Here is a 25,835-nt window from a genome sequence, read left to right on the forward strand (position 1 = left end):
AGCTCGTCGAAGCGCTGCGCGCCTCCCTCACCGAGACCGAACGGCTGCGGCGCGAGAACCGGCGGCTGGTCTCCACCGCCCACGAACCCATCGCCATCGTCGGCATGAGCTGCCGCTTCCCCGGCGGCGCCGACACCCCCGAACGGCTGTGGGACCTGATCGCCAACGGCGCCGACACCGCCTCCGACTTCCCACGCAACCGCGGCTGGGACCTGGACAGCCTCTACGACCCCGACCCCGACCGGCCCGGCTCCACCTATGTGCGGGAGGCGTCGTTCGTCCATGACGCCGACCAGTTCGACCCCGCCTTCTTCGGCATCTCGCCGCGCGAGGCGCTGGCCATGGACCCGCAGCAGCGCCTGCTGCTGGAGACCTCCTGGGAGGCGTTCGAACGCGCGGGCATCGACCCGCTCACCCTGCGCGGCAGCGACACGGCCGTGTTCGTCGGCGCCAGCCACCCCGGCTACGGCGAGGGGCTGGAGGAGATACCGGAGGGCGTGGCCGGCCACCTGATGACCGGTGGCGTGGCCAGCGTGACCTCCGGGCGGATCGCGTACACGTTCGGTCTGGAGGGGCCGGCGGTGACGGTGGACACGGCGTGTTCGTCGTCGCTGGTGGCGCTGCACCTGGCGGTGCAGGCGCTGCGCGCCCGTGAGTGCTCGCTCGCGCTGGCCGGCGGGGCGGCGATCCTGCCCTCCCCGGGGCTGTTCATCGGCTTCAACCAGCAGCGCGTCACCTCGGCCGACGGCCGGTGCAAGGCGTTCGCCGCGGCGGCGGACGGCACCGGGTGGGGCGAGGGCGTGGGCGTTTTGTTGGTGGAGCGGTTGTCGGATGCGGTGCGGTTGGGGCATCGGGTGTGGGCGGTGGTGCGGGGTTCGGCGGTGAATCAGGACGGTGCGTCGAATGGGTTGACGGCGCCGAATGGTCCGTCGCAGGAGCGGGTGATTCGTGCGGCGTTGGCGGGGGCGCGGTTGTCGGGTGGGGATGTGGATGTGGTGGAGGCGCATGGGACGGGGACGTCGTTGGGGGATCCGATTGAGGCGCATGCGTTGCTGGCGACGTATGGGCGTGATCGGGGTGAGGGTGAGCCGTTGTGGCTGGGGTCGGTGAAGTCGAACATCGGGCATGCCCAGGCGGCGGCGGGGGTGGCCGGTGTCATCAAGATGGTGATGGCCCTGCACCACGGCGTGCTGCCCAGGACGCTGCATGTGGATGAGCCCTCGCCGCATATCAACTGGTCGATGGGTGCGGTGGAATTGCTGACCGAGTCCCGGTCCTGGCCCGAGCTGGACCGGCCCCGGCGCGCGGGCGTCTCCTCCTTCGGCATGAGCGGCACCAACGCCCACGTCATCCTCGAACAGGCCCCCGAACCGGAGGCCGTGCCCGAACCGGCGCCGGACACCGCGCCCGGCGGCGTGCTGCCGCTGCCGCTGCCGCTGCCGCTGTCGGCGCGCGGCGTCGGCGCGCTCGCCGGCCAGGGCAAGCGCCTCGCCGCGTTCCTGGACGGCGACCCCTCGGTGGGCGTCGCCGACCTCGGCCGCTCGCTGTTGGACACCCGGGCCCTGCTCGACCAGCGCGCCGTCGTGCTGGCCGCCGACCGCGCGGAATGCCGCACCGGGCTGACCGCCGTCGCCGAGGGCCGCACCGTGCCCGAGGTCATCCGCGGCGCCGCCGACGTGCGCGGCAAGATCGCCTTCGTCTTCCCCGGCCAGGGCCACCAGTGGCAGGGCATGGCTCTCGAACTGCTCGACACCTCACCGGTGTTCGCCGAGGAGCTGCGCGCCTGCGCCGCCGCCGTGGAGACCTTCACCGACTGGTCGGTCCTCGACGCGCTGCGCGGCGCGCCCGGCGCGCCCTCCCTGGAGCGGCTCGATGTCGTCCAGCCGGTGCTGTTCGCGGTGATGGCCGCCCTGGCGGCCCTGTGGCGCTCGCACGGCGTCGAGTCCTCCGCCGTGGTGGGCCACTCCCAGGGCGAGGTGGCCGCCGCCTATGTGGCCGGGGCCCTGACCCGTGAGGACGCCGCCCGGGTGATCGTCGAACGCAGCCGGCTGTTCGCCCGCGAGCTCGTCGGCCTGGGCGCGCTCGCCTCGGTGCTGCTGCCGCTCGCCGAGGTCGAGGAACGGGTCGCCGCGGCCGACAGCGGCCTGACGGTCGTCGGGATCAACGGCCCCGCCACGGCGGCCGTCGCCGGACCCATCCCGGCCATGGAGGAGTTCGTCGCCCGCTGCGAGGCCGACGGCGTGCGGGTGAAGATGGTCTCCGGCACCGCCGCCTCCCACTGCGACCTCGTCGACCCGCTGCGCGAGGAGATGCTGCGCCTGCTGGCGCCGATCCGGCCCCGGGCCACCCGCGTCCCCTTCTATTCCTCCGTCACCGGAGGCGTGCTGGAGGGCACCGAACTCGGCCCCGACTACTGGTTCGCCAACGCGCGGCAGCCCGTCGACTTCCACGCCGCCGTTCGCGCCCTGCTGGCCGCCGGCCACTACTTCTTCGTCGAGTCCAGCGCCCACCCCGTCCTGGTGTCCGCCGTGCGCGAGACCATCGAGACCACCGAACTCCAGGCCGCCGCCGTCGGTTCGCTGCGCCGCGAGCAGGGCGGCGTCCGGCGCTTCCTCACCTCGCTCGCCGAGGCACACGTCCGCGGCCTGCCCGTGGACTGGAGCCCGGCCTACGAGGGCCGCGGCGGACGCGCCCTGGACCTGCCCACCTACGCGTTCCAGCGCCAGCGGTTCTGGCTGGAGTCCGGCACCCGCGCGGCCCCGGCCGACGACGCGGGCACCGCGCCCGGCGCCGCGGTGGAGGGCCGGTTCTGGGAGGCCGTCGAGCGCGCCGACCTCGCCGACCTCGCCGAGGCCCTGGACCTCGGCGAGGAGCAGCAGGCGTCCCTGAGTGAACTGCTGCCCGCCCTCACCGCCTGGCGGCACCGGCGCAAGGAGTCCGCCACGCTCGACTCCTGGCGCTATCACGTCACCTGGAAGCCGGTGCCCGTCGCCGACGACCCCCGGCTGACCGGCACCTGGCTGCTCGCCCTCCCCGCCACCGGCGCCCCGGCCGGCCTGGTCGACGCCTGTGCCGCCGCGCTGGCCCGGCACGGCGCCGAGCCGGTGCGCGTCGAGGTCGAGACCACCACCGCCGACCGCGCCGAACTAGCCGCCCAGCTAAGGGAGTTCATCGGCGACACGGCGGGCGCCCCGATCGGCGGCGTGCTCTCCCTGCTGGCCCTCGCCGAGGGCGAAGAACGCCGCCCGCATCGCGACCACGAGGCGGCGCCCGCCGCCCTGGCCGCCACCCTCGCGCTGCTCCAGGCGCTCGGCGACGCCGACATCCCCGCCCCCCTGTGGTGCGCCACCCGGGGCGCCGTCTCCATCGGCCCCTCCGACACCTCGGTCAGCCCCTGGGGCGCCCTGGTGTGGGGCGCCGGCCGCGTCGCCGCGTTCGAACACCACGATCGCTGGGGCGGCCTCATCGACCTGCCGCCCACCCTGGACGAACGGGCCGCCGCGCGGCTGGCCGGCATCCTCGCCCCCGGCGAGGGCGAGGATCAGGTGGCTCTGCGCGCCTCCGGCGTCTTCGGCCGCCGCATGGTCCGCGCCCTCCTCGCCGACGTGCCGCCCGCCCGCGAATGGCGGCCCCGCGGCACCGTCCTCATCACCGGTGGCACCGGCGCGCTCGGCGCCCATGTCGCCCGGCGCATGGCCCGGCAGGGCGCCGACCACCTGCTGCTCACCGGGCGGCGCGGCCCCGACGCCCCCGGCGCCGCCGAACTGGAAGCCGAACTCCGCGAATTGGGCGCCGCCCGGGTCACCGTCGCGGCCTGCGACGTGGGCGACCGCGACGCCGTCGCCGCGCTGCTGGCCACCGTGCCCCCCGAGCAACCGCTGACCGCCGTCGTCCATGTCGCCGCCGTCCTCGACGACGGCGTCCTGGACTCCCTCACCCCCGCCCGTGTCGGCGGCGTGCTGCGGGTCAAGGCCCTCGGCGCGCAGCACCTGCACGAGCTGACCCGCGACCTGGACCTGTCGGCGTTCGTCCTGTTCTCCTCCTCCGCCTCGGTGTTCGGGCCGCCCGGCCACGGCAACTACGCGCCGGGCAACGCGTTCCTGGACACCCTCGCCGAGCAGCGCCGCAAGGAGGGCCTGCCGGCCACCTCCCTCGCCTGGGGGGTATGGGCCGGACCCGGCATCGGCGACGGCAGCGGCCGGGAGCGGGCCGAGTCCCACGGCATCCACGAGATGGACCCCGAACTCGCCACCGCCGCGCTCCAGCAGGCGCTGGACCACGACGAGACCAGCGCCCTGATCATCGACATCTCCTGGGACCGGTTCGCCGTCGTCTTCGCCGCCGACCGTTCCAGCCCGCTGATCAGCGACGTGCCCGACGCCCGGCGCGCCCTCCGGGGCCCCGGGCAGCCGGCCCCGGGTCCCGCCGCGGCACCGGCCGGCGCCGGCGAGCTGCGGCAGCGGCTCACCGGCCGCCCCCGCGCCGAACAGGACCGCGAACTGCTCGACCTGGTACGGGAGTTCGCCGGGGCCGTGCTCGGCCACGCGGACACCGGGGCGCTGGAGCCCGGCCGGCCGTTCAAGGAACTGGGCTTCGACTCGCTCACCTCTGTCGAACTCCGCAACGCCCTCCAGACCGCGACCGGCCTCAAGCTCCCGGCCACCATGGTCTTCGACCACCCCACCCCCCTCGCCCTCGCCCGCCATCTGCGGGCCGAACTGCTGGGCGACCACGCCGTGACGGCCACGTCCACCCCCGCCGTGGCCGTCACCACCGGCGGCGATCCGGGCACCGACGACCCGATCGCCATCGTGGGGATGGCCTGCCGCCTGCCCGGCGGCGTCGACACCCCCGAGGAGATGTGGCGCGTCGTCATCGAGGGCCGGGACATGGTGTCCGGCCCGCCCGAGGACCGCGGCTGGCAGGACGACCCGCTCGCCCGCGTCAACGCCGATGACCTGCCCGGCATGGTGCGGCTCCTCGAAGGCGGATTCCTGCGCTCCGCCTCGGAGTTCGACGCCGCGTTCTTCGGCATCCCGGACGCCGAGGCCCTAGTGATGGACCCTCAGCAGCGGCTGCTGCTGGAGATGTGCTGGGAGTCCTTCGAACGGGCCGGCGTCGACCCCCGCCGCCTGGGCGACACCACCGTCGGCGCCTACCTGGGCACGTTCTACCAGGGCTACGCCAACGGCGTCCGCGTCCCCAGGGAGAGCAGGCCCTATATCGCCGGCGGCTCCTCCCCGGCGCTGTCCTCCGGACGGGTCGCCTACACCTTCGGCATCGAGGGCCCGGCGTTCACCGTCGACACCGGCTGCTCCTCCTCGGCCGTCTCCCTGCACACCGCCTGCCAGGCCCTGCGCAACCGCGACTGCACCATGGCGCTGGCCGGCGGCATCACCGTGCAGGCCAATCCGCTGGGCTTCCCCGAGATCGCCGGCGGCGTGGCGCCCGACGGCCGCTGCAAGCCGTTCGCCGCGGACGCCGACGGCACCGGCTGGGGCGAGGGCGGCGGCATGCTCCTGCTGGAACGCCTCTCCGACGCCCGCCGCCGCGGCCACCGCGTGCTCGCGGTGATCCGGGGCTCCGCCATCAACCACAACGGCTCGGGCAACGGACTGCTGGCCCCCAACGGCCGCTCCCAGGAACAGGTCATCCGCCAGTCCCTGGCCAACGCCGGGCTGGCCCCGGACGACATCGACGCCGTCGAGGCGCACGGCACCGGCACCCCGTTCGGCGACGCCATCGAGGCCCGCGCGCTGCTGGCCACCTACGGCCGGGACCGGGACGTGGAACGGCCGCTGTGGGTGGGCACCAGTAAGTCCAACTTCGGCCACCCGCAAGCCGCTTCGGGCGTGCTGGGCGTCATCAAGGCCATCCTGGCGATGCGCCACGGCACGCTGCCCGCCACCCTGCACGCGGGCCGGCCGACCGACCAGGTCGACTGGTCGTCCGGCGCCGTGGCCGTGCTCGCCGAGGCCCGGCCCTGGCCGAGGACCGGGCGGCCCAGGCGGGCCGGGGTGTCCTCGTTCGGCGCCAGCGGCACCAAGGTGCACCTCATCGTCGAGGAGCCGCCCGCCGACGACCGCCCGGCCGACCGGCCCGCGCGCGCCGGATTCGGCGACGGCCCCGTGCCCTGGGTGCTCTCCGGCCGGAGCGCGGCGGCCCTGCGCGGCCAGGCCGGACGGCTGCGGGCCGCCCTGGCGGCCGGCCCCGCGCCCGAGGCGCTGGACGTCGGCTACTCGCTGGCGACGAAGCGCGCCGTGTTCGAACACCGGGCGGTCGTGCTCGCCGACGACTCGTCCACTGCCCTGGCCGCCCTGGCGGCGCTCGAACGCGGCGAGCCCGCCGACGGCGTCGTCACCGGCGCACCCAGCCCCGGCACCGCCACCACCCTGATCGCCTTCCACGGCCCGGCCGCCGGGGAGGCGCCGGAGGAGACGGCGGCGCGGGAGATGTACGAGACGTTCCCGGCGTTCGCCAAGGCGTGGGACGAGGTGCGTTCGCACTTCGACGTCCGGCTCGACGCCGCCGCGCGGCTGCCGTTCGCCGACGGCTTCGCCCGCGACGTGGCGCTGTACCGGCTGCTGGAGAGCTGGGGCGTGGCCCCCGACCGGGTGACGGGCGTGGCGCTGGGCGAGGTCGCGGCGGCGCACGTGGCCGGGGTGCTGACCCTGGAGGACGCCACCGCGCTGGCCGCCGAACTGGCCCGGCCGTCCGGCGGCGACGGCGAACTGCCCCGCGTCCTGGCCGCGTTGACCTTCGCCCCGGCGGCCGTCCCGCTGGTGGACGCCGCCACCGGCGAACGCCTCACCGCCGAGCGGCTGAGCGGGGCCGCGCACTGGGCCGCGCTCGCCGAACGGGCGGCGGCCGTCCCGGCGGCGGACCCCACGGACACACCGGTGACGATCGGCGCGGACACCGCGACGCCCCGGGCCGCCCTGACCGCCGCCGCCCGCGTCCACGTCGCCGGCACCGCGGTGGACTGGGCGGCGGTGTTCGGCGACACGGCGGCCCGCGAGGTGGACCTTCCGACCTACGCCTTCCAGCGCAAGCGCTACTGGCTGTCCTACGCGACCGAGAGGGAACGGCAGATGACCGACGAGAACAGGCGCAAGGAGATCGCCCTGGAGTACTTCCGGCGGCTCAACGCCGGCGATGTGCCCGGGCTGCTCGACCTGTTCACCGAGGACGCGGTCCTGGAGGACCCCATCGGGCACGGCGAACGCAAGGGGCGGGAGGCGCTGCGCGAGTTCTACGGGGTGAACACCACCATGGCCCGGCTCCAGGACGCCGTCGGCACCCCGATCGCCGCGCAGGACGGCCACAGCGTGGCCGTCCCCGTCGTCGCCACGCTCAACAACATCGCCGAGCCCGGCAAGGCGCTGGAGCGCGTCTCGATCAACGCCCTGGTGATGTTCCGGATCACCACCGACGGCCTCATCGAGGAGGTCCGCGGCTTCTGGGGCCTGACCGACTTCCTCGACCAGCCGGTGACCGCCTGACGCGCCGGCACCCAACACGCCGCCGCCCCGGTCCCGTGAAGAGGACCGGGGCGGCGGCGCGTTGGGGGATCCGAGGACCTGGCGTCCGAAGGACCGGCCTTACGCGACCGTGCGCACGCGCCACACGCCGGGGCGGACCTCGACCCACTCCGGGGGGTCCTCGCCCGCCTCGCCGGCGCTGCCGAGCGCCGCCCGCGCGTACGCCATCAGCCGGGGGTCGCGCAGTTCGGCCGCCAGTTCCAGGCAGTCGCCGAAGTACCGCTCGGCGGCCTCCGCCCGGCCGGTCTCCAGCGCCAACAGGCCCTGGGCGCGGGACGTTTCGAAACGGCTCCGGGCGCGCTCGGCGCCCGCCTCGGCCTCCGCGGGCACCCGGGCGAGCAGCCCGGCGGCGTCGGCCGGCGCCCCGGCGTCCAGCCGCAGATCGGCCAGCCCGGCCAGCGCCCGGGCCAGTTCGGCGCGGTCACCGGCGGCGTCGGCGGTCAGCCGCGCCCGCTCATAGAAATCCTGGGCCTGCCTCAACCGCCGCCGCTGCCAGGCGAGATCGCCCAGCGAACGCAGCATCCGGGCCCGGGCCGCGTCGTCGTCGAGCCGGCCGGCCGCGTCCAGCGCCAGCGTGTGCGTGTGCTCCCAGTCCTCCCACGCGGCCAGCGTCTCCAGGGCCGGGGTCAGGGCGTCCGCCAGCGTCACGGTCTCCCGCCACAGGCCCGTCGCGTGCGCGCGCGTCACCAGGGCCACCAGCGCGGCCCGGTCCCGGGCGAACCACTCCAGCGGATCGGCCTCCGGCGGCGCGGCGGACTCGGCGCACAGCCGCGCGACGGCCTCGGTGACGGCCTCCGGTGGCTCCTCGGCGGTCAGCCGCTCGGCGGCCACCAGCCGCAGCAGCGGGTGCAGTTGATAGCGCGCCGACCGGTCCGGGGCCGGTTCGGCCCGCGCCAGCAGCCCGGCCGCCACCAGTGACTCCGCGGCGGCCCCGGCCGCCGGCGGCCGGACGCCGAGCACCGCGGCGGCCCGGTCCGGCCCGAAGGGGCCGGGGGGCAGCAGCCCCAGCAGCCGGAAGGCGCGGCGATCGGCGGGCGGCACCTCCCGGTAGGCGGCCACCAGCACGGCGCCCACCGACCCGCGGCCCTCGCCCAGTTCACGCAGCCGGCCGTCCTCCGGTCGCAGCCGCGCGGCCAGTTCGGCGGGGTCGGCCCGCCGGGCGGCGAGCGCGCGCAGGGCCAGCGGCAGCCGCCCGCAGAGTTCGGCGATCTCCGCCACGGCCCGTTCCCCGGCCGGGGCGCCCCCGGCCGCGGTGAACAGCCCGGCCGCGTCACCGGGCCCGGGCACGTCCAGCGCGAGCGGCCGGGCGTCGGCCAGCCCGGCGAGCGGTCGGCGGCAGGTGATGAGCGCCACGCACCCCGGCGCGGTGGGCAGCAGCGCGCGGATCTGGGCCTCGGAGCAGGCGTTGTCCAGGACCAGCAGCATGCGCCGGCCCTGCCACAACCCCCGCAGCAGCCCGAGGCGTTCGGCCGCGCCGCCCGCGCCGGGGGACCGTATCCCCGCCTGGCGCAGCAACTGGTCCACGGCCTCGGCCGGGCCCAGCGGCTCCCCGGCGGGGGAGCGCAGCCGCACCAGCAGTTGCCCGTCCGGGAAGAGCGCCTCCGTGCGGCGGGCGGCGGCCAGCGCCAGCGCGGTCTTGCCCACGCCCGCCATGCCGGTGACCACGACCGGCCCGCCGTCCCGGGCGGCCGTCAGCAGCTTGTCGACCAGCCGGGCCAGTTCCCCGGCACGGCCGGTGAACGCCGGGTCGGGAGCGGGGAGTTCGGCCGGTGGCCGGCCGAGGGCGGGCGTCGCGGCGGCGCGGCCCGTGCCGTGCAGCAGCGTCGCGTCGCCGGCGCGTATCCGCCGGTGCAACTGCGTCAGATGGCGGCCGGGCTCTATGTCCAGCTCCTCGGCCAGGGTGTCGCGGATCCGGGCGAACGCCCGCAGCGCGTCGGCCTGCCGGCCCGTCCGGTACAGGGCGACCATCAGGTGCGCGTGAATCTCCTCGCGCATCGGGAAGTTGGTGGCCAGCTCCTGGAGCTCGCCCACCAGGTCGCGGTGCATGCCCAGACACAGCTCGGCCCGGATGCGGCGCTCCAGCGCGGTGACGCGCAGCTCCGCCAGCCGCACCTCGGCGCTCTCCAGCAGCGCGCCGTGCGGGGTGTCGCTGAGCAGCGGCCCGCGCCACAGTGCCAGCGCCCGGCGCTGGAGGTCGGCCGCGGCGGCGTAGTCCCGGTTCTGCATCGCGGCCCCGCCCCGGGCGTGCAGCTCCTCGAACTCGGTGAGGTCCAACTGGCCCGGCCCCAGCCGCAGTACATATCCGGGCCGACGGGTGGCCAGCGCGGCCCGCCCGGCCTCGGGGTCCGCGGCGTGCAGCATCTTGCGTAACTGGGAGACATAGACCTGGAGGGTGGTCGGCGCGGTGCGCGGCGGATCGTCGCTCCACAGCTCGTCGATGAGGGTGTCCACGGACACGATGGCGTTGGCGCGGATCAGCAGCGTGCCCAGGACGACGCGGATCTTGGGCGCCTGCGGCGTCGCCAAGGCCCCGCCGTGACCGGTCGCCGTCACTTCCAGCGGACCCAGGACTCCGAAGCGCACGTCGTTCCTCCCGTCTCCTTCGCCAGTACGGCGTTTCCCAAGGTAGGGGGCGCTTGGCTGTTCATTCGGACAACCTCACCCTTAATCACGCGGCTCGAGCCACGCTTTATTTCCCCTACGCACCCCGGTCCTGTCCCGCCCGGCGTCCTGCGCCACCGACACCTCGGCCTCCGCCACGGGCTCGCCGCCCCTGGTCACCACCAGCGCGACCGGCGCCAGGACCCGGCCACCGGCGTCCCGGGCGAGCGGGCCCGGCACGGCGGCGGCGCGCAACGGCGGGCGCGGCACGGCGAATCCAGGCAGGCGGCAGCGCAGCCCGGCCAGGAGGGCGCGCGGCGGCGCCAGGGCGTGCGCCTGGTGCGCGGCGAACACGGCGGTCTGCCGCAGCGCCTCCAGGAGCAGCGCCTGGCTCGCCGCGCCGTCCGCCGCCCAGGGCCACCGGGGGCCGGCGATGCGCACCGACAGCGGCCCGCCGGGGGCGCCGCTCGGGTCGTGCACCAGGACGGCGGCCGGGTCACGGCCGCCCACGGCGTAGGGGGCGACGGGTTCGCCCGGTTCCCCGGCGGGCTCGGTGAGTTGGGCGAGCGCCGGGCCGCCCCGCCGCGCCGCCGTGCCCTGGAGGAGCAGGCGCGCGGTGACCGTCGCGCACGGCCGGTCGTCGATGCGCAGCGTCGCGGTGAGCGCCAGTCCGCGCGGCGCGCGGTGGAGTTCCAGGGCGGGCCGCGCGGTGAGGGACGCGGTGAGCCGCGCGACGCGTTCCCCGACCCGCCAGGCCGGGACGTCCGTGACGGCCAGGTCCAGCCGGTAGCAGATCGCGGGCCGCCCGGCGGGCTGGCCGAAGAAGCGCCGGGAGATGAACTCGGCGGCCTGCCGGATCAGTTCGACGGCGGCGAGCGGGTCGTACAGCCGGCCGGGGCGGTCGTCGAACGGCGGTGGCGGGGTCGGCATGTCCCCGGCCAGCGAGAACCGTTCCGCCCGGTCGGCACCGTGGCCGGGCGGGGCGGACGCCGGGCGGGAACCCCCGGCGCGGGGGCGGTGGATGAGATGGCAGGCGGGGCTCACCGCACCACTGTGCGGGGTCGCCGGGCCCGGGCGCACCGGTCGCGCGGCGGCCGTGGGGCCCGGGCCACACGGTTAGGGGGCGATAGGGGGCCCGGCGAGCCGGTCGGCGGGCGGCCGCTGGCGCCACCGGTCCAGGAGCAGCGGGAACTCGGCGCGGATGAACTCGAAGAAGCGGCGCGTCTCCTCCAGCCGACGGCCGGTGGGCGTGTCCGGTCCGGCCGCCGCGACGCCCTCCTTCAGCGCCTCCTCGCAGCGCGCGAACATGGCGGTCTCCCGGGCGATCGCCTCGTACCACATGTCGTCGCGCACGCGGTAGTGCGCGCGCCGCTGCCGGGGCACGTGCTCGCGCACGACCAGGCCGAGCCGCGTCAGATAGGTGACCCCGCCCGAGACGGCCGCCGGACTGACGCGCAGCACGGCGGCCAGGTCCGCCGCGGTCCGCCGGCCGGTGTCGGCGGTCAGCAGGGCGACGAACACCCGTGCGGGCATGCGGGGGAAGCCGTAGTCCGTCAGCGTCTGGGCGAAGCGTTCCACGAACCGGAGCACGGCCCCCTCGTCCGGGGCGGCGGGGGCGGGACCGTCCGTCACGTCTGCTCCTTCTGGATTTTCAGGAAGTTGTGAACTTAGCCTACCGTGCAGCCGCCGCGGCGGCCGGGCGCCGATTGCGGAGGGGGGCATTCAGGTTGTGGGGAATTATGGAGTCGGTGTGGAAGGCTTCACGCCGTCGCAGGGTATTCTTCCCGCGATTAATAGCGGCCTCTCCCCGCATTGCCGAGCGGGGTTCCGCGGTGACCCCTAGGGTCCCCCCTAGTCGCCCCTGCCGACGGGTTACCGGGCTGTTGCCCGCCTTATTTCTCCGCACGGATCGAACCTTTGTCGCGATGTTGACGACCGGAAACGGTCCCCTTGTGACGAGGGGGTGTGCGGCTCGTCGGTCCCGGGTTATGATTCCGTGCAGTTCGCATGCCGGTGCCCAGCGTTACCATGCAGGGCCGATCCAGAGGGGGATTGCACCAAAGATTCACTATGGTGGGTTTGCTTCACATGGTCGCTAAGCGGTGATCAAGCCCCGCGTCGGTTAGTTGACAGAGGTCGTCCCCCGGGGGTTATATCGAGGCTGGATGTGCTTGGATCTGGTCATCGTTCGGGAAACTGGAGATAAAGGTTCTGCATGCTGCAAACAGGCCTCCAGAAATTGAAATCGGCGTTCACTGAATCCGCGTTGAGCAAGGCGAGAATAGTCGTAATAGAAGGGCCGGCGGGCTTCGGTAAGAGCGAACTCCTGGAAGCCCTCGCCACCCACGCGACCGAGGAGCAGGCGATCGTCCTGCGCGCCGCCGCCCTGCGCTCCGAGAGCTCCCTCCCGCTGACCGTCATGCGCCAGCTCGTCGACGCCCCGGCGCTGCCCGCCGAGCAAGGCGCCCGGCTGCGCGCGCTGGTGGACGACGACCAGGCCGCCGCCGGCCCCGGCTCGGCCGACTGGCTCACCTCCGCCCGGACCGCCCGCATGCAGAAGGTCTGCGCCGCCGTACAGGACCTGCTCGCGGACCGGCTCGTCGTCATCGGCGTCGACGACCTCCAGTACGTGGACGCGGCGTCCCTCCAGTACCTCCTCTACATAGCCGGCCGGTGCCGCTCCTCGCGCCTGCTGATGGTCTTCACCGAGACGCTGTACTACCAGCAGCGCGACCCCGCCTACCGCACCGAGTTCCTGCGGCAGCCCAACTTCCAGCGCATCCGCCTGGGCAGCCTCGGCCGCCAGGACATCGCCCGGCTGCTGGCGGCCGACGGCCACTCCCACCCCGACGAAGCGACCATCGACGAGTACTTGGCGGTCACCGGCGGCAACCCGCTGCTGCTCCGCGCGCTCCAGGAGGAGCGCGCCATGATCCCCGCCCCGCGCCACCCGGACGGCCCGCGCCCCGTCACCAGCGAGGCGTTCGCGCTGGCCGTCCTCACCTGCGTGGACCGCAGCGGGCCCATGGCCGCCAAGGTCGCCGAGGGCCTGGCCATTCTCGGCCACATGAGCACCCTGGACCGGCTCAGCCGGCTGTGCGACACCACGCGCATGGCGGCGGCCCAGGGCCTGCGCGCCCTCCAGGCCGCGGCCGTCATCGAGGACGACCGCTTCCGCCACCCCGCCACCGGCGCCGGCGTGCTGGAGGGGATGGCCCCCGACCACCGGCGGCGACTGCACCGCAGGGCCGCCGCGCTGCTGCGTGCCGACGGGGCGCCCGCCGCCGAGATCGCCCCCCATGTGCGGGCCGCGGACGGCGTCGACGAGCCCTGGGGCGTCACCGTGCTCCAGGACGCCGCCGAGGAAGTGCTCGCCGACGACCAGGACCGCCTCGCCACCGACTACCTCGAACTCGCCCACCGCTTCTGCGCCGAGCCGCAGCGCCGCACCGAGATCCGCCTGCGGAACGCCGTCATCCTGCGCCGCAGCAACCCGGCCGCCGCCGAGCGCATCGCCGAGGAACTGCTCGACGACCTGCGCGCCGGCGCGCTGCCCCGGCAGCACCATCTCGCCCTGGCCGACCTGTTCGTCGGGCACCGCCGGATGACCGAGGTCAGCGAGATCCTCACCGCGCTGCAGGAAGAGACCGCCGACAGCGGCCCGTTGGCGCTCTCCCGCTCCGACACCCTGCTCACCGTCGTCTCCGACCCCTACGCCCCGCCGCCGGTGGCCCACGGCGCTGGCGCGCCCCCGCTGGCCGAACGGTCACCCGCCGGCCCGCTGCGGCCCCTGGCCCAGTTCGAGTACCGCAAGGCCCTCCAGCCCTGGAGTTCGCTCGCCGAGGGCGACCACGACCGGATCTTCGCCGCGGCCGAGGAGCTGCTGCGGCGCTCCGTGCTCACCGACGCCACCCTGGAACCGATCCTCAGTGCCATCAAGTGCCTCCAGTTCGCCGGGAAGATAGACAAGGCCCGCCACTGGAGCGACCTGCTGCTCGACGAAAGTTTGCGCCGGAACACCGGTGGCTGGCACGCCATGTTCTCCGTGCTGCGCTCCGATGTCGCCCTCCAGCAGGGCAACTTGCCGGAGGTCGTGTCCATCGTCCGGAGCGGGCTCAACCGCATACCCGACCGGCAGGGCAGCGTCCTGGCCGCCGGCCTGCTGGCCATGCAGGTGCTCGCGCAGACGGCCATGGGCAACTACGAGGCGGTCGCCACCGCCCTCAACAGGCCCGCGCCCGAGTCCCTGTTCGGCAGCATCCACGGCATCGTGTACCTCCGCGCCCGCGGCCACTACAACCTCGTCACCAACCGCCCCTACTCCGCGCTCGACGACTTCCTCGCCGTCGGGCGCATGACCGAGAACTGGGGCATCGACCGCCCCTGGTGGGTGCCGTGGCGCGGCGACGCGGCCGAGACCTGGCTCCAGTTGGGCAACCGCGAGGAGGCTCAGCGGCTGGCGTCCGAACAGCTCGCGATGACCGGCAGCGGCAACGCCCGGGTGCGCGGCATCTCCCTGCGGCTGCTGGGCGAGGCGGCCGACTCGGGCCGCCGCCTGACGCTGCTCACCCGCGCGGTCCGGCAGTTGCAGATCGCCGGCGACCGCCTGGAACTGGCCCGCGCCCTGTACGAACTGTCCGAGATCCAGCGGAAGTTGGGCCACACCTCGGAGGCCGCTGGCTCCTCCCGCCGCGCCTGGCAACTGGCCCGGGAGTGCCGCGCCGAGCCGTTGTGCGCGCGCATGCGGCAGGAGCACAACGAGGCGGTCTGGGAAGTGCCCACGGAGACGGTCGCCGTGGACGGCCACGGCGCGAAGCTCAGCGAGTCGGAGAAGAAGGTGGCCGTCCTGGCGGCCTGCGGCTACAGCAACCGCGACATCTCCTCCCGCCTCTACATCACGGTCAGCACGGTGGAGCAGCATCTCACCCGCGTCTACCGGAAGCTGAACATAGGGGGTCGCCAACAGCTCCCGGTGGACCTCCAGTTCGAGGTCAGCGAGATCGCCTGACGCGGCCGTTCCCCGCTGCCCGTGCCTTCCTCCGGGAACGCACGGGCAGCGTTCGTCTGTCGGTACGCGTCAGCCGCGCGGGATCCGGGCCCGGGCAGAGGACCCGTCGGCGCTCCGGACCGGCGTCGGCTCCGGCAGGGCGGGCCAGTAGTGCTCGGTGAACAGACGCGCGACCAGCTCGCCCCGGCTGGAGACGCGAGCCTTGGCGAAGACGGCCTTGAGGTGGTCGCGGACCGTGTGCGGGGAGATGAACAGTGTCGTGGCGATCTCGCCGGTGGTCATCCCGCGCGCGACGAGCTGGGTGACCTGGAGCTCACGCGAGGTCAGGCCGTACGCCTCGGCGACCAGCACCGCCAGGTCGGCGGGCGTCGCGGGCTCGATGACGAGGGCCACGGGCCCCGGCCGGCCGCCGGGCCCGGTCAGGCTGGAGGCGTCGCAGACCAGCCAGCGGCCCTCGGCGGTCCGGATGCGCACCCGGGCGTTGCCCCGGTCGCGGCCCCCGGCGATGGCCCGGGCCTGAAGGGCCGTGCCGATCACCCAGATGGGCAGCCGCACCCCCAGCGGTGAGGGGAACGAGGGCCCTCTCGGCAGCAGCGCGAGGTGATGCCGCGCCTCCTCGTTGATCGACATGGCCTCGCCCGCCGCGTCGAAGAGGATCAGGCCCGGCGCCGGCGAGTCGGTGCGCGGCCCCGGCTCCGGCGGCCGGGCCAGCTCGCGCAGCCGCTCGGCCAGCGGGCGGGACAGGTCGGCGAGCAGCGTCACCTCGTCCGGGCGGAACGCGTTCGTGGTGCGGAACAGGCTCACCAGCCCCCAGGGCCGGTCGCCGATCCGCAGGACGACGCGCAGTTCGTCGTGCACGCCCTGGCCGAGCAGGAGGCGCCGGAAACGGGCGCTGCGCGCGGGCAGATCGCCGGTGGCCGCGCGCAGCCCGGCCGCCGGCACCGCCGCGCGCGCCAACTCCCGGAACGGTACGACGTTCTCCTCCAGGAGCTCGCTCTCCCAGTAGGCCGCACAGCCCTCACCGGAGCCGAGGTTCTCCACCAGCATCGGCGCCGTGATCAGGCCGGTCTCCGGATCGGCGGCCGTCCACACGGCCGAGTGGAACGGCACCAGCCGCCGCAGCCCGGCCGAGGTCCGGCCGAACAACTCCAGTGCGTCGGCGGCCCGTTCGGCGGCCGACAGCACCGGCCGGCGTGGATCGGTCATGCGCATCTCCTCCGCCGCTCAGCCTGCACCCCTCCCCGCACCGCACCAACCCCTCGTTTGAGGGGGCCATTCCCCGCGGATCGCCCGAACGAAGGGGATGGGGCTCGCGGGCGCCGTCGGCGAAGGTCGGGGAACACCCGACCACCGGAGAGGAAAGAGCATGGACATCGCGATCGTCGGAGGGGGCTCGGCAGCGGTCGGCCTGCTGGACGCGCTGGCCGCCACGGAGGGCGACACCGGCACGATCACGGTCTTCGAGCCGTCGTCACGGCTGTGGCGGGGACGGCCCTACGGCCCGGACCTGGACTCGGTACTGGTGAACTCGCCCCCCGCCATCATGTCGATCCGGCACGGCGACTTCGGCCACTACGCGGCCTGGCTGGGCGAACGAGCCGCCGATCACATGGACGAACTGCTGGGCCGGCCGCTGATTCCCCGCGCGCTCTACGGCGACTACCTCGCGCACACCGCTGAGAAGGCCATCGCGGCCCTGGGCGAACAGGGCTGGCGGGTAAGGACCGTGGCCGCCCGCGTGACCGAGGTGGTCCGCTCGGGAGAGCGTCTCGGCTTGCGCGCGCACGACGCCTCGGAGCACGAGGCGACCCACGTGGCGCTGTGCGTGGGCGGCGGAACGCCCCCGGACCTGTACGGCCTCGCCGGCAAACCGGGCTTCACCGCCGACCCCTATCCGCTGGCCGACACGCTGGAGCACGTGCCGGCCGGGGCCGATGTCGCGATCATCGGCAGCGGCCTGACCGCCGTGGACGTCGTCGTCTCGCTCGCCGCGCGCGGGCACCAGGGGCGGATCACGCTCCTCTCGCGCAGCGGAGTGCTGCCCCACGTCTGGCAGCGCCCGGACGACCGGCGCCCGCGCCACCTGAACGCCGAACGCGTCGCGGAGCTGCACCGGGCACGAGGGACCGTCACGCTCGACGACCTCATGGCGCTGCTGCGCGAGGAACTGGCGGAGGCAGGCGAGGACTTCGAGGAGTTGGCGGTCGAACTGCTGAGCACCGAGGCCGAGGACCCGGTCCAGCGGCTCGGGCGACAGATCGCCGCCATCGACGATCCCCGGATCGGCCGCCGCGTGGTGCAGCAAGCGGCCCACACCGTCGGCCCGTTCGCGTGGCGCCTGCTACCGGAAGCCGACCGCGCGCGGCTCCGGCGCCACCTCCGCACGGCCGTCAGCGTGGCCTCGCCCATGGTCCCGGTGAACGCGTCCGCCCTGATGCGGCTCCTGGAGTCCGGCCAACTCGCCGTCGCCGCCGGCATTCACGCGATCGAGCCGGAGAGCGGCCGGTTCCGGGTCCGGGACCACGACGGCGAGCGCACCGCGAAGATCGTCATCAACGCCGTGAACCCATCGCCTCAGGCGACTCCGCGCACGGCCCGGCACCTGGTCCGTTCCCTGGTGACCGAGGGACTGGCCACACCGCACCCCGCCGGCGGGCTGCTCCCCGCCCACCCCCGCGTGCACGTGATCGGCGACCTGACCGGCGGCGGCTCGTTCATCACCCCGAGCATCCCCGGCATCGCCGCCCAGGCAGCCCGGACGGCCCGGGCACTGCGCACGGCTTGAGACCGCGATGAACCGGTATCTCACCTTTTGCTCTGTGAAAGCGTGACGAAAGCGCCGCCGTCAGGATTGCTCCGACGTCACCACGGGTGGAGGTACTGCAACTTCGCGTCCAACCTCGCCGTCGACGGGGAATTCGGCCAACTGACCCTGCTGGCGTGCGGAGGCACGGCCCGCGGTGTCCGACTCCTGTCGGAAGCCGGCCGCGAGCGCGTCTTCGAAGAGCAGTTCAACGGGTGGACCGCGTCCTCGGCACGCCCATCCGCTACGGCATGGGCTACCGCCTCGAGGGCCGCACCTGTTCCTGGGGCGGATGGGGCGGTTCCGTTCTGCTCGTCGACTTCGAGCACCGGTTGACCGTGTCGTACGTGATGAACCAGATGCTCTGGGACGACGGTTACGCGCGCGGTCTCGGCATCGTGATGGCCGCTTGCGAGGCGATCGCCGCATAGCGGAGGCGGATGACACCACCCGCCGCCTGAGTCGCTGACCTGCACGTTCGCAACTCCCGCGCGCCATGGCGCCATTGGTGATGCAGTTGACGCCATAATCGGCTCGCCGATGGTGCCATTTGTGTGCCATGATGGCGCCATCGGTAGCGCTGAGCGAACTGTTGAAGGGGTCGAATCATGGAGACAGCACGGAGCCAGCAGCAGGCGGCACCCGGCGCCTTCCTCGCCTTCGCCCGCTTCGTGCTCTGCGGCGGCGGGGTGGGACTCGCCTCCAGCTTCGCCGTGGCGGCCCTCGCCTCCTGGATTCCCTGGGCCCTGGCCAACGCCCTGATCACCGCGGTCTCCACGCTCCTGGCCACCGAACTGCACGCCCGCTTCACCTTCGGCGCGGGCGGGCGCGCCACGTGGCGCCAGCATGCCCAGTCGGCCGGGTCCGCGGCGGCCGCGTACGCGGTGACCTGCGTGGCGATGCTTGTCCTCCAGCAGCTCGTGGCGGCGCCCGGTGCGGTGCTTGAGCAGGCCGTCTACCTGTCCGCCTCCGCACTCGCCGGCGTCGCGCGGTTCGCGGTGCTGCGCCTCGTCGTCTTCGCGCGGAACCGCGCGCAGGCCGCGACCACGGCCCGCCCCGTGCACGCGACCGTGGCCCGCGCCTCGGCCGCGGCGGACCCGGCGGTGCTCTGCCGCGCCGCCTGACGGTTCCGCAGGGCGCAAGGCCGGTGACCTCGATGCCCCCAGCGGTGCGCCGCGGCGGCCATGGCTTCGCTGAACCCGCCGACGGCCCCTTCGCGGACTGGTGGGACCGTCATGCCCGGGCCGCCCGGTCGCCAGGCGCGTCACCGTTTCACCGCCAGCGCCTGCACCTCCGCATAGGACAGCGCCGTGACGTCGACCGGGCGGCCGTCGCGCACCGCCGTCGCCGTCGTCACCGCGGCCGACAGCGCTTCGCGGTACAGCAGTGAGCCCAGGCTGACCCTGCGCACGCCCAGTGCCGCCAGCTCGGGGAGCGTGGGGCCCGTCGGCGTGTAGAGGATGTTCAGCGGGGTGACCAGCATGGCCGTCAGGGCGGCGATCCCCTCCGGATCCGACAGCCCCGGCACGAACACCCCGTCCGCACCCGCCTGTTCGTACACCGCCAGGCGCGCCGCCGTCTCGTCCCGCCGACGGCCGAGCCAGTGGGTGTCCGTGCGGGCGTTCACGAACAGCGCGGGCGCGGCGGACTTGACGGCCGCGATCTTCGCGGCGTGCAGTTCCACGGGGGCGAGCGTGCCGTCCGGGCGGCCGTCCTCGAGGTTGATTCCGGCGGCGCCCACGTCGTGCAACGTCCGGGCCAGATCGGCCACTTGTTCCGGGTCCTCGCTGAAGCCCCCCTCGATGTCCACGGTGAACAGGAACGAGCCCCGGGCGAGGCGGCGGGCCAGCGCCACGGTCTCCTCGGCGGTCGCCGCCGCCCCGTCGGGCAGGCCGGCGGCCGCGGCGATGCCCAGGCTCGTGGTGCCGATCGCCGGGAAGCCGCGCGCCGCCAGCGCCGCCGCGGAGGCGACGTCCCAGGCGTTGGGCAGCAGCAGCGGGGTCGTCATCCGGTGGTGCAGACGGGCGAACGGCGTCAGTTGGCGCCCCAGCAGGCCGTCGGCCAGGGCGAGGGCGTGCGCCCGGCCGGGGCAGACCCGGGGCGGTGCCCCGAAGGTGAGCGGAACGGGGTGCGCGCGCTGGGCCGCCGCGAGATCCAGGAGCACCACATCGCCCTCGGCGATCTCCCGGCCGGCGACTTGGGTGGCGCGGGCGGCGACCCGGCGCATGGTCCGCACCGGCGGCGTCTCCCGCAGCACCCGCGCCGGCGGAACGTCGTCGGCCGCGGCCTCCACCAGCGCGGCGGTCGCCGCGCACGCCTGCACCAGCAGCCCGATGCGGTTGGCGACGGCCTCCTCCGGACCCGCTTCGTCCGCCAGCAGTGTCACCAGCCGCGCCACCGCCTCGTCCGCGGCCGGGTCCGCGCCGCCGAAGTAGGCGCCGGTCACCACGGTCACGGCCTCCGCCACCGCCCCGGGCTCCGGCATCCCCAGGGCCTCGGCGAGGGCACGCACCACCCGCACCCGGACGTCCCCCTCGGCGGGACCGGCAGCCGCCGCCCGCCGCAGTACGGCTGGCTCCAGCCCGGCCAGTTCGGCCTCGACCAGCGCCCGCCGCCGCCGATGCGGCTCACCGGAGCAGAATCGCGCCACCGTGGCCCGCAGCCACGCGACACTCGCCCCGGCCGGACCGCCGTCCGGGGCCGGCAACTCCGGGACCAGCGCCGGATCGGCGAGCGCGGCCCGCACATCCGCGGGGCGGTCGAATTCATGCGTCGTGTGCGTCATGGCGCCGACGCTAGGGCCGGAACGGTTCGGCGCCGCCCGAACCGTCCCACCGGTCCCTGGCCCCGGGCGCTCAGCCGCGCGGCGTCAACGCGCGCAGCCGCCCGTCGAGTTCAGTGCGGCAGAACTCCAGGAAGCCGTCCGGGTCAGGCCCCGCGTTCTGCGTCACCAGCCGCAAGCGCCGGCCCTCGTACGAGCGGTAACCGCCCTGCCACAGCAGGCGGATGATCTCCAGCGCCTCCCGCAGCATCGCCTGCCGCACCAGCTCGGCCGGGCCGTGGCCCCCGGCCGCCAGCTTGTACCCGATCTGCGTCTGCTCCTCGTTCCCGGTCCTCGCATGTCCGATCGCGTGGCCGATCGCATGTCCTTTTCCCCGCCCATCCCGGCACGCCGCCAGGCGCGGGGGAGCGGCCCCGGGCGACAGGCCGCCGGGGGGCCGGGCCCTCTCCGGATGGCCGACGGAGAAAGCGATTACTGGCCCAACTGCCGTGTTTCCGAGAGGTATCGAGGAGCCGGATCCCGGTGGCATCCGTCGCGCGGCGGTCCTGACCTGGTCATTGGCGAATGAGCAACGGGGAGCTGTGTCCTGTGCATTGACGCTTCCGCCGCCGGGCGTCTAGCGTGCCCAGCGCCTCATAGTGACCGTTTACTACCCCGCCCCAGCCCAGTCGAGCCGCCCGGCTGCCGAGGCCGTGCTTCGGCCCGTTTTAGATAACGATCTCTGCCCAAATCCCCATGCGAGGAAGGACACTTCGATGGCCCCCGGACCGAGCCGCCGTTCCCTGCTCCAGATCTCCGCCGCCGGAACGGCCACCACGCTGCTCGCCCTCAACTCGGCGGGCCCCGCCGCCGCCCGGGGGTCCACCGCGGCCGCCGCGGCCCCCGGCGCGGCGGCCGCGAGACCCGACGTGCTGGACGGCGTGGTCTTCGGCGACGCCGCCTCCGAGGAGGCCCACGCGCTCGCCGCCGAGGGGACCCAACTGGTCGACGGCCCCGCCGGCGGGCGGGCCCGCACCGCGCTGCCGCTGGCCACGCCCGGCGACCGCGGCGCCGACCTGCGGTTCGTCCTCGCCGTGGACCCCGCCGAGCAGAACCACCTCACCCTCAAGTTCTGGGGCGAGGACGACTCGGAGTACAAGACGGTGCTCTTCGTCAACGGCGAGCAGGCCAGCTACCGCGGCGCGGCCGACTACGAGCCCATCAACGCCGGGACCCGCGGCGGCCTGCCCGGGCGCTACTTCTTCGCCACCGCCCTGCTGCCGCTGGCCAGTACCCAGGGCCAGTCCGAGGTCGAGATCATCGTCCGCACCTACGCGTCCAGCCCCACCGGCACCGTGACCGCCGCCTCCCGCCGCTACCTGGAGGCGTTCACCCACACCTCCCCCTGGCTCGAACCGGGGGAGGGGGACACCACCGACTACGCCCCGGGCGACGCCGCCGCGCCCGCGCTGACGCCGGACGAGGAGCGGGCGCTCGTCGAGCGCTACCAGCAGCGCCAGATCGACACGTTCAACGCGCTCTCCCAGCGGCTGGACGCCGACCCGTCCGCCACCATGTCCATCGTCCGCTATCGGGACGAACTCCGCTTCTACGCCGAGGCGTTGCTCGTCGACTGGTGCCCGGCGCGGTCGGCGGCGGACCAACGCGTCGCGCTCGGCCGCCTCTTCACGTCCATCGACAACTTCACCCGGCAGTACTACGGGAACGTCAAGAGCCTGGGCAACGGCGGCCATCAGTCCGACTGGGGCGGCTACTACTCCGAACTCGGCGAGGCCCTCTACATCGTGGAGAACCTGATCGCCGACGAGGAGGTCTACGGCCGCGAGCGCTTCGCCGCGTTCCTCGCCGAGCCCTTCGAGACCGGGACCACCGACGGCGAGAACAGCATGGCCGGAGTCGGCTGGCAGGGCGAGGAGCTGACCCGGTTCAGCGCCTGGGAGCGGGTGCTGAAGGCCACCTTCGACTTCGCCCGCTCGCGGCTGTCCTACATCTACAACCAGGTGATGTACACCTACGAGGGCGCCTGGAAGGCCCACGAGGGGCTGCGCGTCATCGGCTCCCGGTTCTACGAGGGCAGGGCCCGCGGCCACGCCATCGCCGGCGAGGCGCTGGGCTGGCTGCCGTTCCTGGGCGAGGAAGTGCTCGTCGGTCCCGACGGGCGGGAACTCGACCTGTATCACAGCCTGTTCAAGCACGACCGCAACGCCGTCTACACCGACGACTATCTGCGGATCGTCATGCGCGGCCTGGCCAGGAGCAAGCTCGACGAGAACGGCGAGATCGTCCGCCGCCTGCCCTACGGCCGCCACTACACGGGCATCACCAAGGCCGGTCTCACCCGGGAGAACGGCTACGTCGGCAACTACGGCGAGGCCACCAACTACCTGCCGTCGTGGTTCCATCGCACCTGGGGCCACGCCGGCGACGAGGAGCTCAACGACAACATCCTCCGGCTCGCCCTGCGCAGCATCCACGCGCGCGGCCAGACCCGTTACCAGTCGGTGGACGCCGACAACCGGCGCGTCATGCGGATGCAGCAGGTCATCGACGACCGCAACACCGCCTACCCCGGCCGGATGGCGTACGGGACCGATGAGCAGTCCGGCGCGCAGGGCATGGGATTCGCCTCCCTGGAGCACCACATGGCGCGCCATCCCGAGCGCTACCGGGGGCGGGACTGGGAGCCGTACTGGGAGTACGCGCGCGAGGCGGTCGGCTTCCTCCAGCAACAGCTCGTCGACAACCGGTACTTCTCCACCTTCGACGCCCGCATCCTGCCCAACCACCGCTACACGCTGCGTTTCAAGGAGACGTGGGAGTACATCACCGGGGGCCGGGCCGGCTTCGAGCGGTTCGGCCGGACGGCGGCCGGAGTCGTTCTGCCGCACACCGACCTGCGGCTGTACACCGACGAGGAGCTGGCCCGGCTCGGCGTCGCCCGGGGCTCGGACCGTGAGCGGTTCGCCTGGGTGGACATCGACAACCTGCTGTTCTGCGCGCGGGACGGCGACACCCACCTGTTCGCCGCCCTGCTGGAGCGCAACAAGGGCGGCTTCCTGGGCAACGGGCGCGTCCACGCGCAGCGCCCCGGCCTCGACCAGCTCGCGCAGCTCGCCACCGAAGGGGTGCTGCGGTACCGGGAGTACACGCTGCGCGCGCCGTCGGTCGAGGAAGCGATCTTCCACGACCGCTACACCCCGGCCGGGGCCCGGCCGTCGGCCCTCGCGGGCGAGCTGGCACCGGTCTCGTTCCAGCCCGGGGTCGGCCGCACCGACCGCGACAACTTCCGGGAGGACACCCCCTACGCCGGCTATCCCGAGCTGGCCACCACCCGCTTCGGCCCGTACTTCTTCGCCGTCAACACCACGCGCGCCGCCTACCGCAACCAGCGCACCCACCAGGCCGTGCTGCCGCCCGGCACCCCGGACGGCTCGCTGCCCGACCTCGTCTCCGGCCAGAACGTTCGCGTCCGCGACGGAAGGATCAGCCTGGCGCCCGAGACCGCCGTGCTGCTCAAACTGGACGCGCCCGCCACCGTCGGTGCGCCCGCGCTGGTGGACGTCGTGGTGGCCACGCCCGGGTCCCGGGCCGTGGGTCTGACCTGGCGGCCCGCCGCGGGCGCCGTCTCCTACACCGTCACGCGCGCGGAGGGCGAGCACGGCACGCCCCGGACGGTGGCCGAGGGGGTGAGCGGCACGACGTTCCTCGACCGTGTGCCGTTCGGCGACGCCACGTACTCCTACCGGGTCCGGGCGGTCAACGGGCGGGGCCGGGGCCGGGAATCCACGCCCGTCACCGCGGTGGTGACCCCGGCCCGCGCCCGGCGGCTGCGCGACGGCGACTGGCGGGACGACGCCGTGGGCGAGGGGGCGGCCGGTTCGGCGGCCGTCGGCGGCGGGACCGTGACGGTCTCCGGCGTCGCGGGCGCGGGCCTCGCCGGCGGCGACGACGACCACATTTACGATCGCGACCATCGCGACTCGCTCTATCTGGTCAGCCGCCTGGCCGAGGGAGGGGTGGCCGTCACCGCGCGGCTGGGCGGCCCGGCCGGGGACCTCAACGGCGTGATGCTGCGCGACGGTACCGGCGGCTGGGACCGTTACGTGTATCTCGGCGCCGACGCCTCCGGCCTGCTGTCCTTCCGCACCCGGAGCCTGGACTCCCGGGAGGACATCGGCACGGGCACCGCGGGCCAGAACGCGGACGGCGGCATCACCCGCAGCCCGATGACCGTGGACCTGGGCGAAAACCGGGAGTTCGGGATCGCCGGGACGCCCTGGGTCCGGCTGGTCCGGCACGCCGACTCGCACCTGGTGACCGCGCTGGTCTCCGCGGACGGCGACCGGTGGGAGCGGATCGCCGCGTCGGTCACGCCGATGGCCGGCGTCCTGCACGCGGGCGTCGCGGCGACGGCGGACGCCCGTTTCGCGGACGTCGCGGTGGAACGGGTCGCGGCCGGTGTCGCGCTGGCCGCCGTTTCCGCGGCCGAACGCGGGGTCACCGTGCACTGGAACAAGCCCAAGGCCGCCGTCGCGTTCTCGCTCCACCGCACCACGGACGCCGCCGCCCTGGACGCGGACCCCCGGGAGAGCGACGCCTGGGAGCGGCTGACCGACCGGGAGTACGCCACCTCGTACGCCGACGAGACCGCGCCCGCCGGCGCCCACTACCGGGTGCTGGCCCACTTCGCCGACGGCACGGCCCGGCTGCCGTAACCACCCCCGGTCGGCGAACTCCCGCGCCCCGTTCCCCACTTGGTGGAACGGGGCGCGCGTCGTGACCATGACTGCGGCCGCCTCCCCGCCGCCGTCCGCCGAGTCCACGGCGCCCTACCGAACCGCTCCAAGTGGCGGGCGGTGACGACCGGTTCGACCACGGCTCGGTCAACGGCGAGGCCCAGGCGTATGTCGACTCGCCCGACACCACCGCCGTCGGCGACGGCTTCTGGCCGGCGTTCTGGCTGCTGGGCGGCGACGTCGACGACCGGCTGCAACGGCGTGACCCAGCCGAGCGTGGACCGGGTCGCGGCCGGTGGTGTGCGGGCCGAGGTGGACTGGGTCACGGTGGAGCAGCGCCAGTAGCCCCGCTCCCCGCTGCTGC

General features: G+C 74.4%; 12 protein-coding genes and 1 pseudogene. 7 read left to right on the plus strand and 6 right to left on the minus strand.

What is annotated here, in order from left to right; all coding sequences use genetic code 11:
- Positions 1-2 precede the first annotated feature (2 nt).
- A pseudogene (locus RM590_RS12665) lies at positions 3-7,436 on the plus strand (type I polyketide synthase); the annotation flags it as partial.
- 165 nt (positions 7,437-7,601) lie between these two features.
- Here RM590_RS12665 and RM590_RS12670 read toward each other — a convergent pair.
- The 3 genes from RM590_RS12670 to RM590_RS12680 all read right to left on the minus strand — a co-directional run bounded on the left by RM590_RS12670 (position 7,602) and on the right by RM590_RS12680 (position 11,774).
- The gene (locus tag RM590_RS12670) at positions 7,602-10,124 is read right to left on the minus strand and encodes an AfsR/SARP family transcriptional regulator (protein ID WP_311704600.1); all 2,523 of its coding nucleotides are present in this window, start codon (positions 10,122-10,124) and stop codon (positions 7,602-7,604) included.
- 81 nt (positions 10,125-10,205) lie between these two features.
- A complete protein-coding gene (locus RM590_RS12675; RefSeq protein WP_311704601.1) occupies positions 10,206-11,186 on the minus strand; it encodes an AfsA-related hotdog domain-containing protein in 981 nt (326 codons plus the stop codon).
- Positions 11,187-11,258: 72 nt separating this feature from the next.
- Positions 11,259-11,774: a GbsR/MarR family transcriptional regulator gene (locus RM590_RS12680; RefSeq protein ID WP_311704602.1), complete on the minus strand. Its 516-nt coding sequence runs from the start codon at positions 11,772-11,774 to the stop codon at positions 11,259-11,261.
- A gap of 583 nt (positions 11,775-12,357) precedes the next feature.
- Between RM590_RS12680 and RM590_RS12685 the strand changes: the two genes are divergently transcribed.
- The gene (locus RM590_RS12685; RefSeq protein ID WP_311704603.1) at positions 12,358-15,150 is read left to right on the plus strand and encodes a helix-turn-helix transcriptional regulator; all 2,793 of its coding nucleotides are present in this window, start codon (positions 12,358-12,360) and stop codon (positions 15,148-15,150) included.
- Between the two features lie 69 nt (positions 15,151-15,219).
- Here RM590_RS12685 and RM590_RS12690 read toward each other — a convergent pair whose 3' ends face one another.
- Entirely contained in the window at positions 15,220-16,356 is a 1,137-nt protein-coding gene (locus tag RM590_RS12690; RefSeq protein ID WP_311704604.1) for a helix-turn-helix transcriptional regulator, read from the minus strand.
- A gap of 160 nt (positions 16,357-16,516) precedes the next feature.
- On the opposite strand from RM590_RS12690, the gene RM590_RS12695 reads away from it, so the two are divergent.
- The 3 genes from RM590_RS12695 to RM590_RS12705 all read left to right on the plus strand — a co-directional run bounded on the left by RM590_RS12695 (position 16,517) and on the right by RM590_RS12705 (position 19,077).
- Entirely contained in the window at positions 16,517-17,935 is a 1,419-nt protein-coding gene (locus RM590_RS12695) for an FAD/NAD(P)-binding protein (protein ID WP_311704605.1), read from the plus strand.
- Positions 17,936-18,168: 233 nt separating this feature from the next.
- On the plus strand, positions 18,169-18,384 hold the full coding sequence (locus RM590_RS12700) for a serine hydrolase family protein (RefSeq protein WP_311704606.1): 216 nt from the start codon (positions 18,169-18,171) through the stop codon (positions 18,382-18,384).
- 177 nt (positions 18,385-18,561) lie between these two features.
- A complete protein-coding gene (locus RM590_RS12705; RefSeq protein ID WP_311704607.1) occupies positions 18,562-19,077 on the plus strand; it encodes a GtrA domain-containing protein in 516 nt (171 codons plus the stop codon).
- A 140-nt stretch (positions 19,078-19,217) separates the two neighbouring features.
- On the opposite strand, the gene RM590_RS12710 is transcribed toward RM590_RS12705, so the two are convergent.
- Both RM590_RS12710 and RM590_RS12715 read right to left on the minus strand, forming a co-directional pair.
- Entirely contained in the window at positions 19,218-20,738 is a 1,521-nt protein-coding gene (locus RM590_RS12710; protein WP_311704608.1) for an isocitrate lyase/phosphoenolpyruvate mutase family protein, read from the minus strand.
- 70 nt (positions 20,739-20,808) lie between these two features.
- Positions 20,809-20,997 (minus strand): hypothetical protein, encoded by a 189-nt coding sequence (locus tag RM590_RS12715; RefSeq protein WP_311704831.1) that lies wholly within the window; start codon positions 20,995-20,997, stop codon positions 20,809-20,811.
- 493 nt (positions 20,998-21,490) lie between these two features.
- Between RM590_RS12715 and RM590_RS12720 the strand changes: the two genes are divergently transcribed.
- Both RM590_RS12720 and RM590_RS12725 read left to right on the plus strand, forming a co-directional pair.
- Entirely contained in the window at positions 21,491-25,450 is a 3,960-nt protein-coding gene (locus RM590_RS12720; RefSeq protein ID WP_311704609.1) for a fibronectin type III domain-containing protein, read from the plus strand.
- A 189-nt stretch (positions 25,451-25,639) separates the two neighbouring features.
- Positions 25,640-25,816 (plus strand): hypothetical protein, encoded by a 177-nt coding sequence (locus RM590_RS12725; RefSeq protein ID WP_311704610.1) that lies wholly within the window; start codon positions 25,640-25,642, stop codon positions 25,814-25,816.
- Positions 25,817-25,835 lie beyond the last annotated feature (19 nt).

This window comes from Streptomyces litchfieldiae, assembly GCF_031845365.1.
Classification (GTDB): Bacteria; Actinomycetota; Actinomycetes; order Streptomycetales; family Streptomycetaceae; genus Streptomyces; species Streptomyces litchfieldiae.

Coding starts and splice junctions, on each gene's coding strand:
- RM590_RS12685 (WP_311704603.1), top strand. CDS start 12,358: ATGCTGCAAACAGGCCTCCAGAAATTGAAATCGGCGTTCACTGAATCC.
- RM590_RS12690 (WP_311704604.1), bottom strand. CDS start 16,356: ATGACCGATCCACGCCGGCCGGTGCTGTCGGCCGCCGAACGGGCCGCC.
- RM590_RS12695 (WP_311704605.1), top strand. CDS start 16,517: ATGGACATCGCGATCGTCGGAGGGGGCTCGGCAGCGGTCGGCCTGCTG.
- RM590_RS12705 (WP_311704607.1), top strand. CDS start 18,562: ATGGAGACAGCACGGAGCCAGCAGCAGGCGGCACCCGGCGCCTTCCTC.
- RM590_RS12710 (WP_311704608.1), bottom strand. CDS start 20,738: ATGACGCACACGACGCATGAATTCGACCGCCCCGCGGATGTGCGGGCC.
- RM590_RS12720 (WP_311704609.1), top strand. CDS start 21,491: ATGGCCCCCGGACCGAGCCGCCGTTCCCTGCTCCAGATCTCCGCCGCC.
- RM590_RS12725 (WP_311704610.1), top strand. CDS start 25,640: ATGTCGACTCGCCCGACACCACCGCCGTCGGCGACGGCTTCTGGCCGG.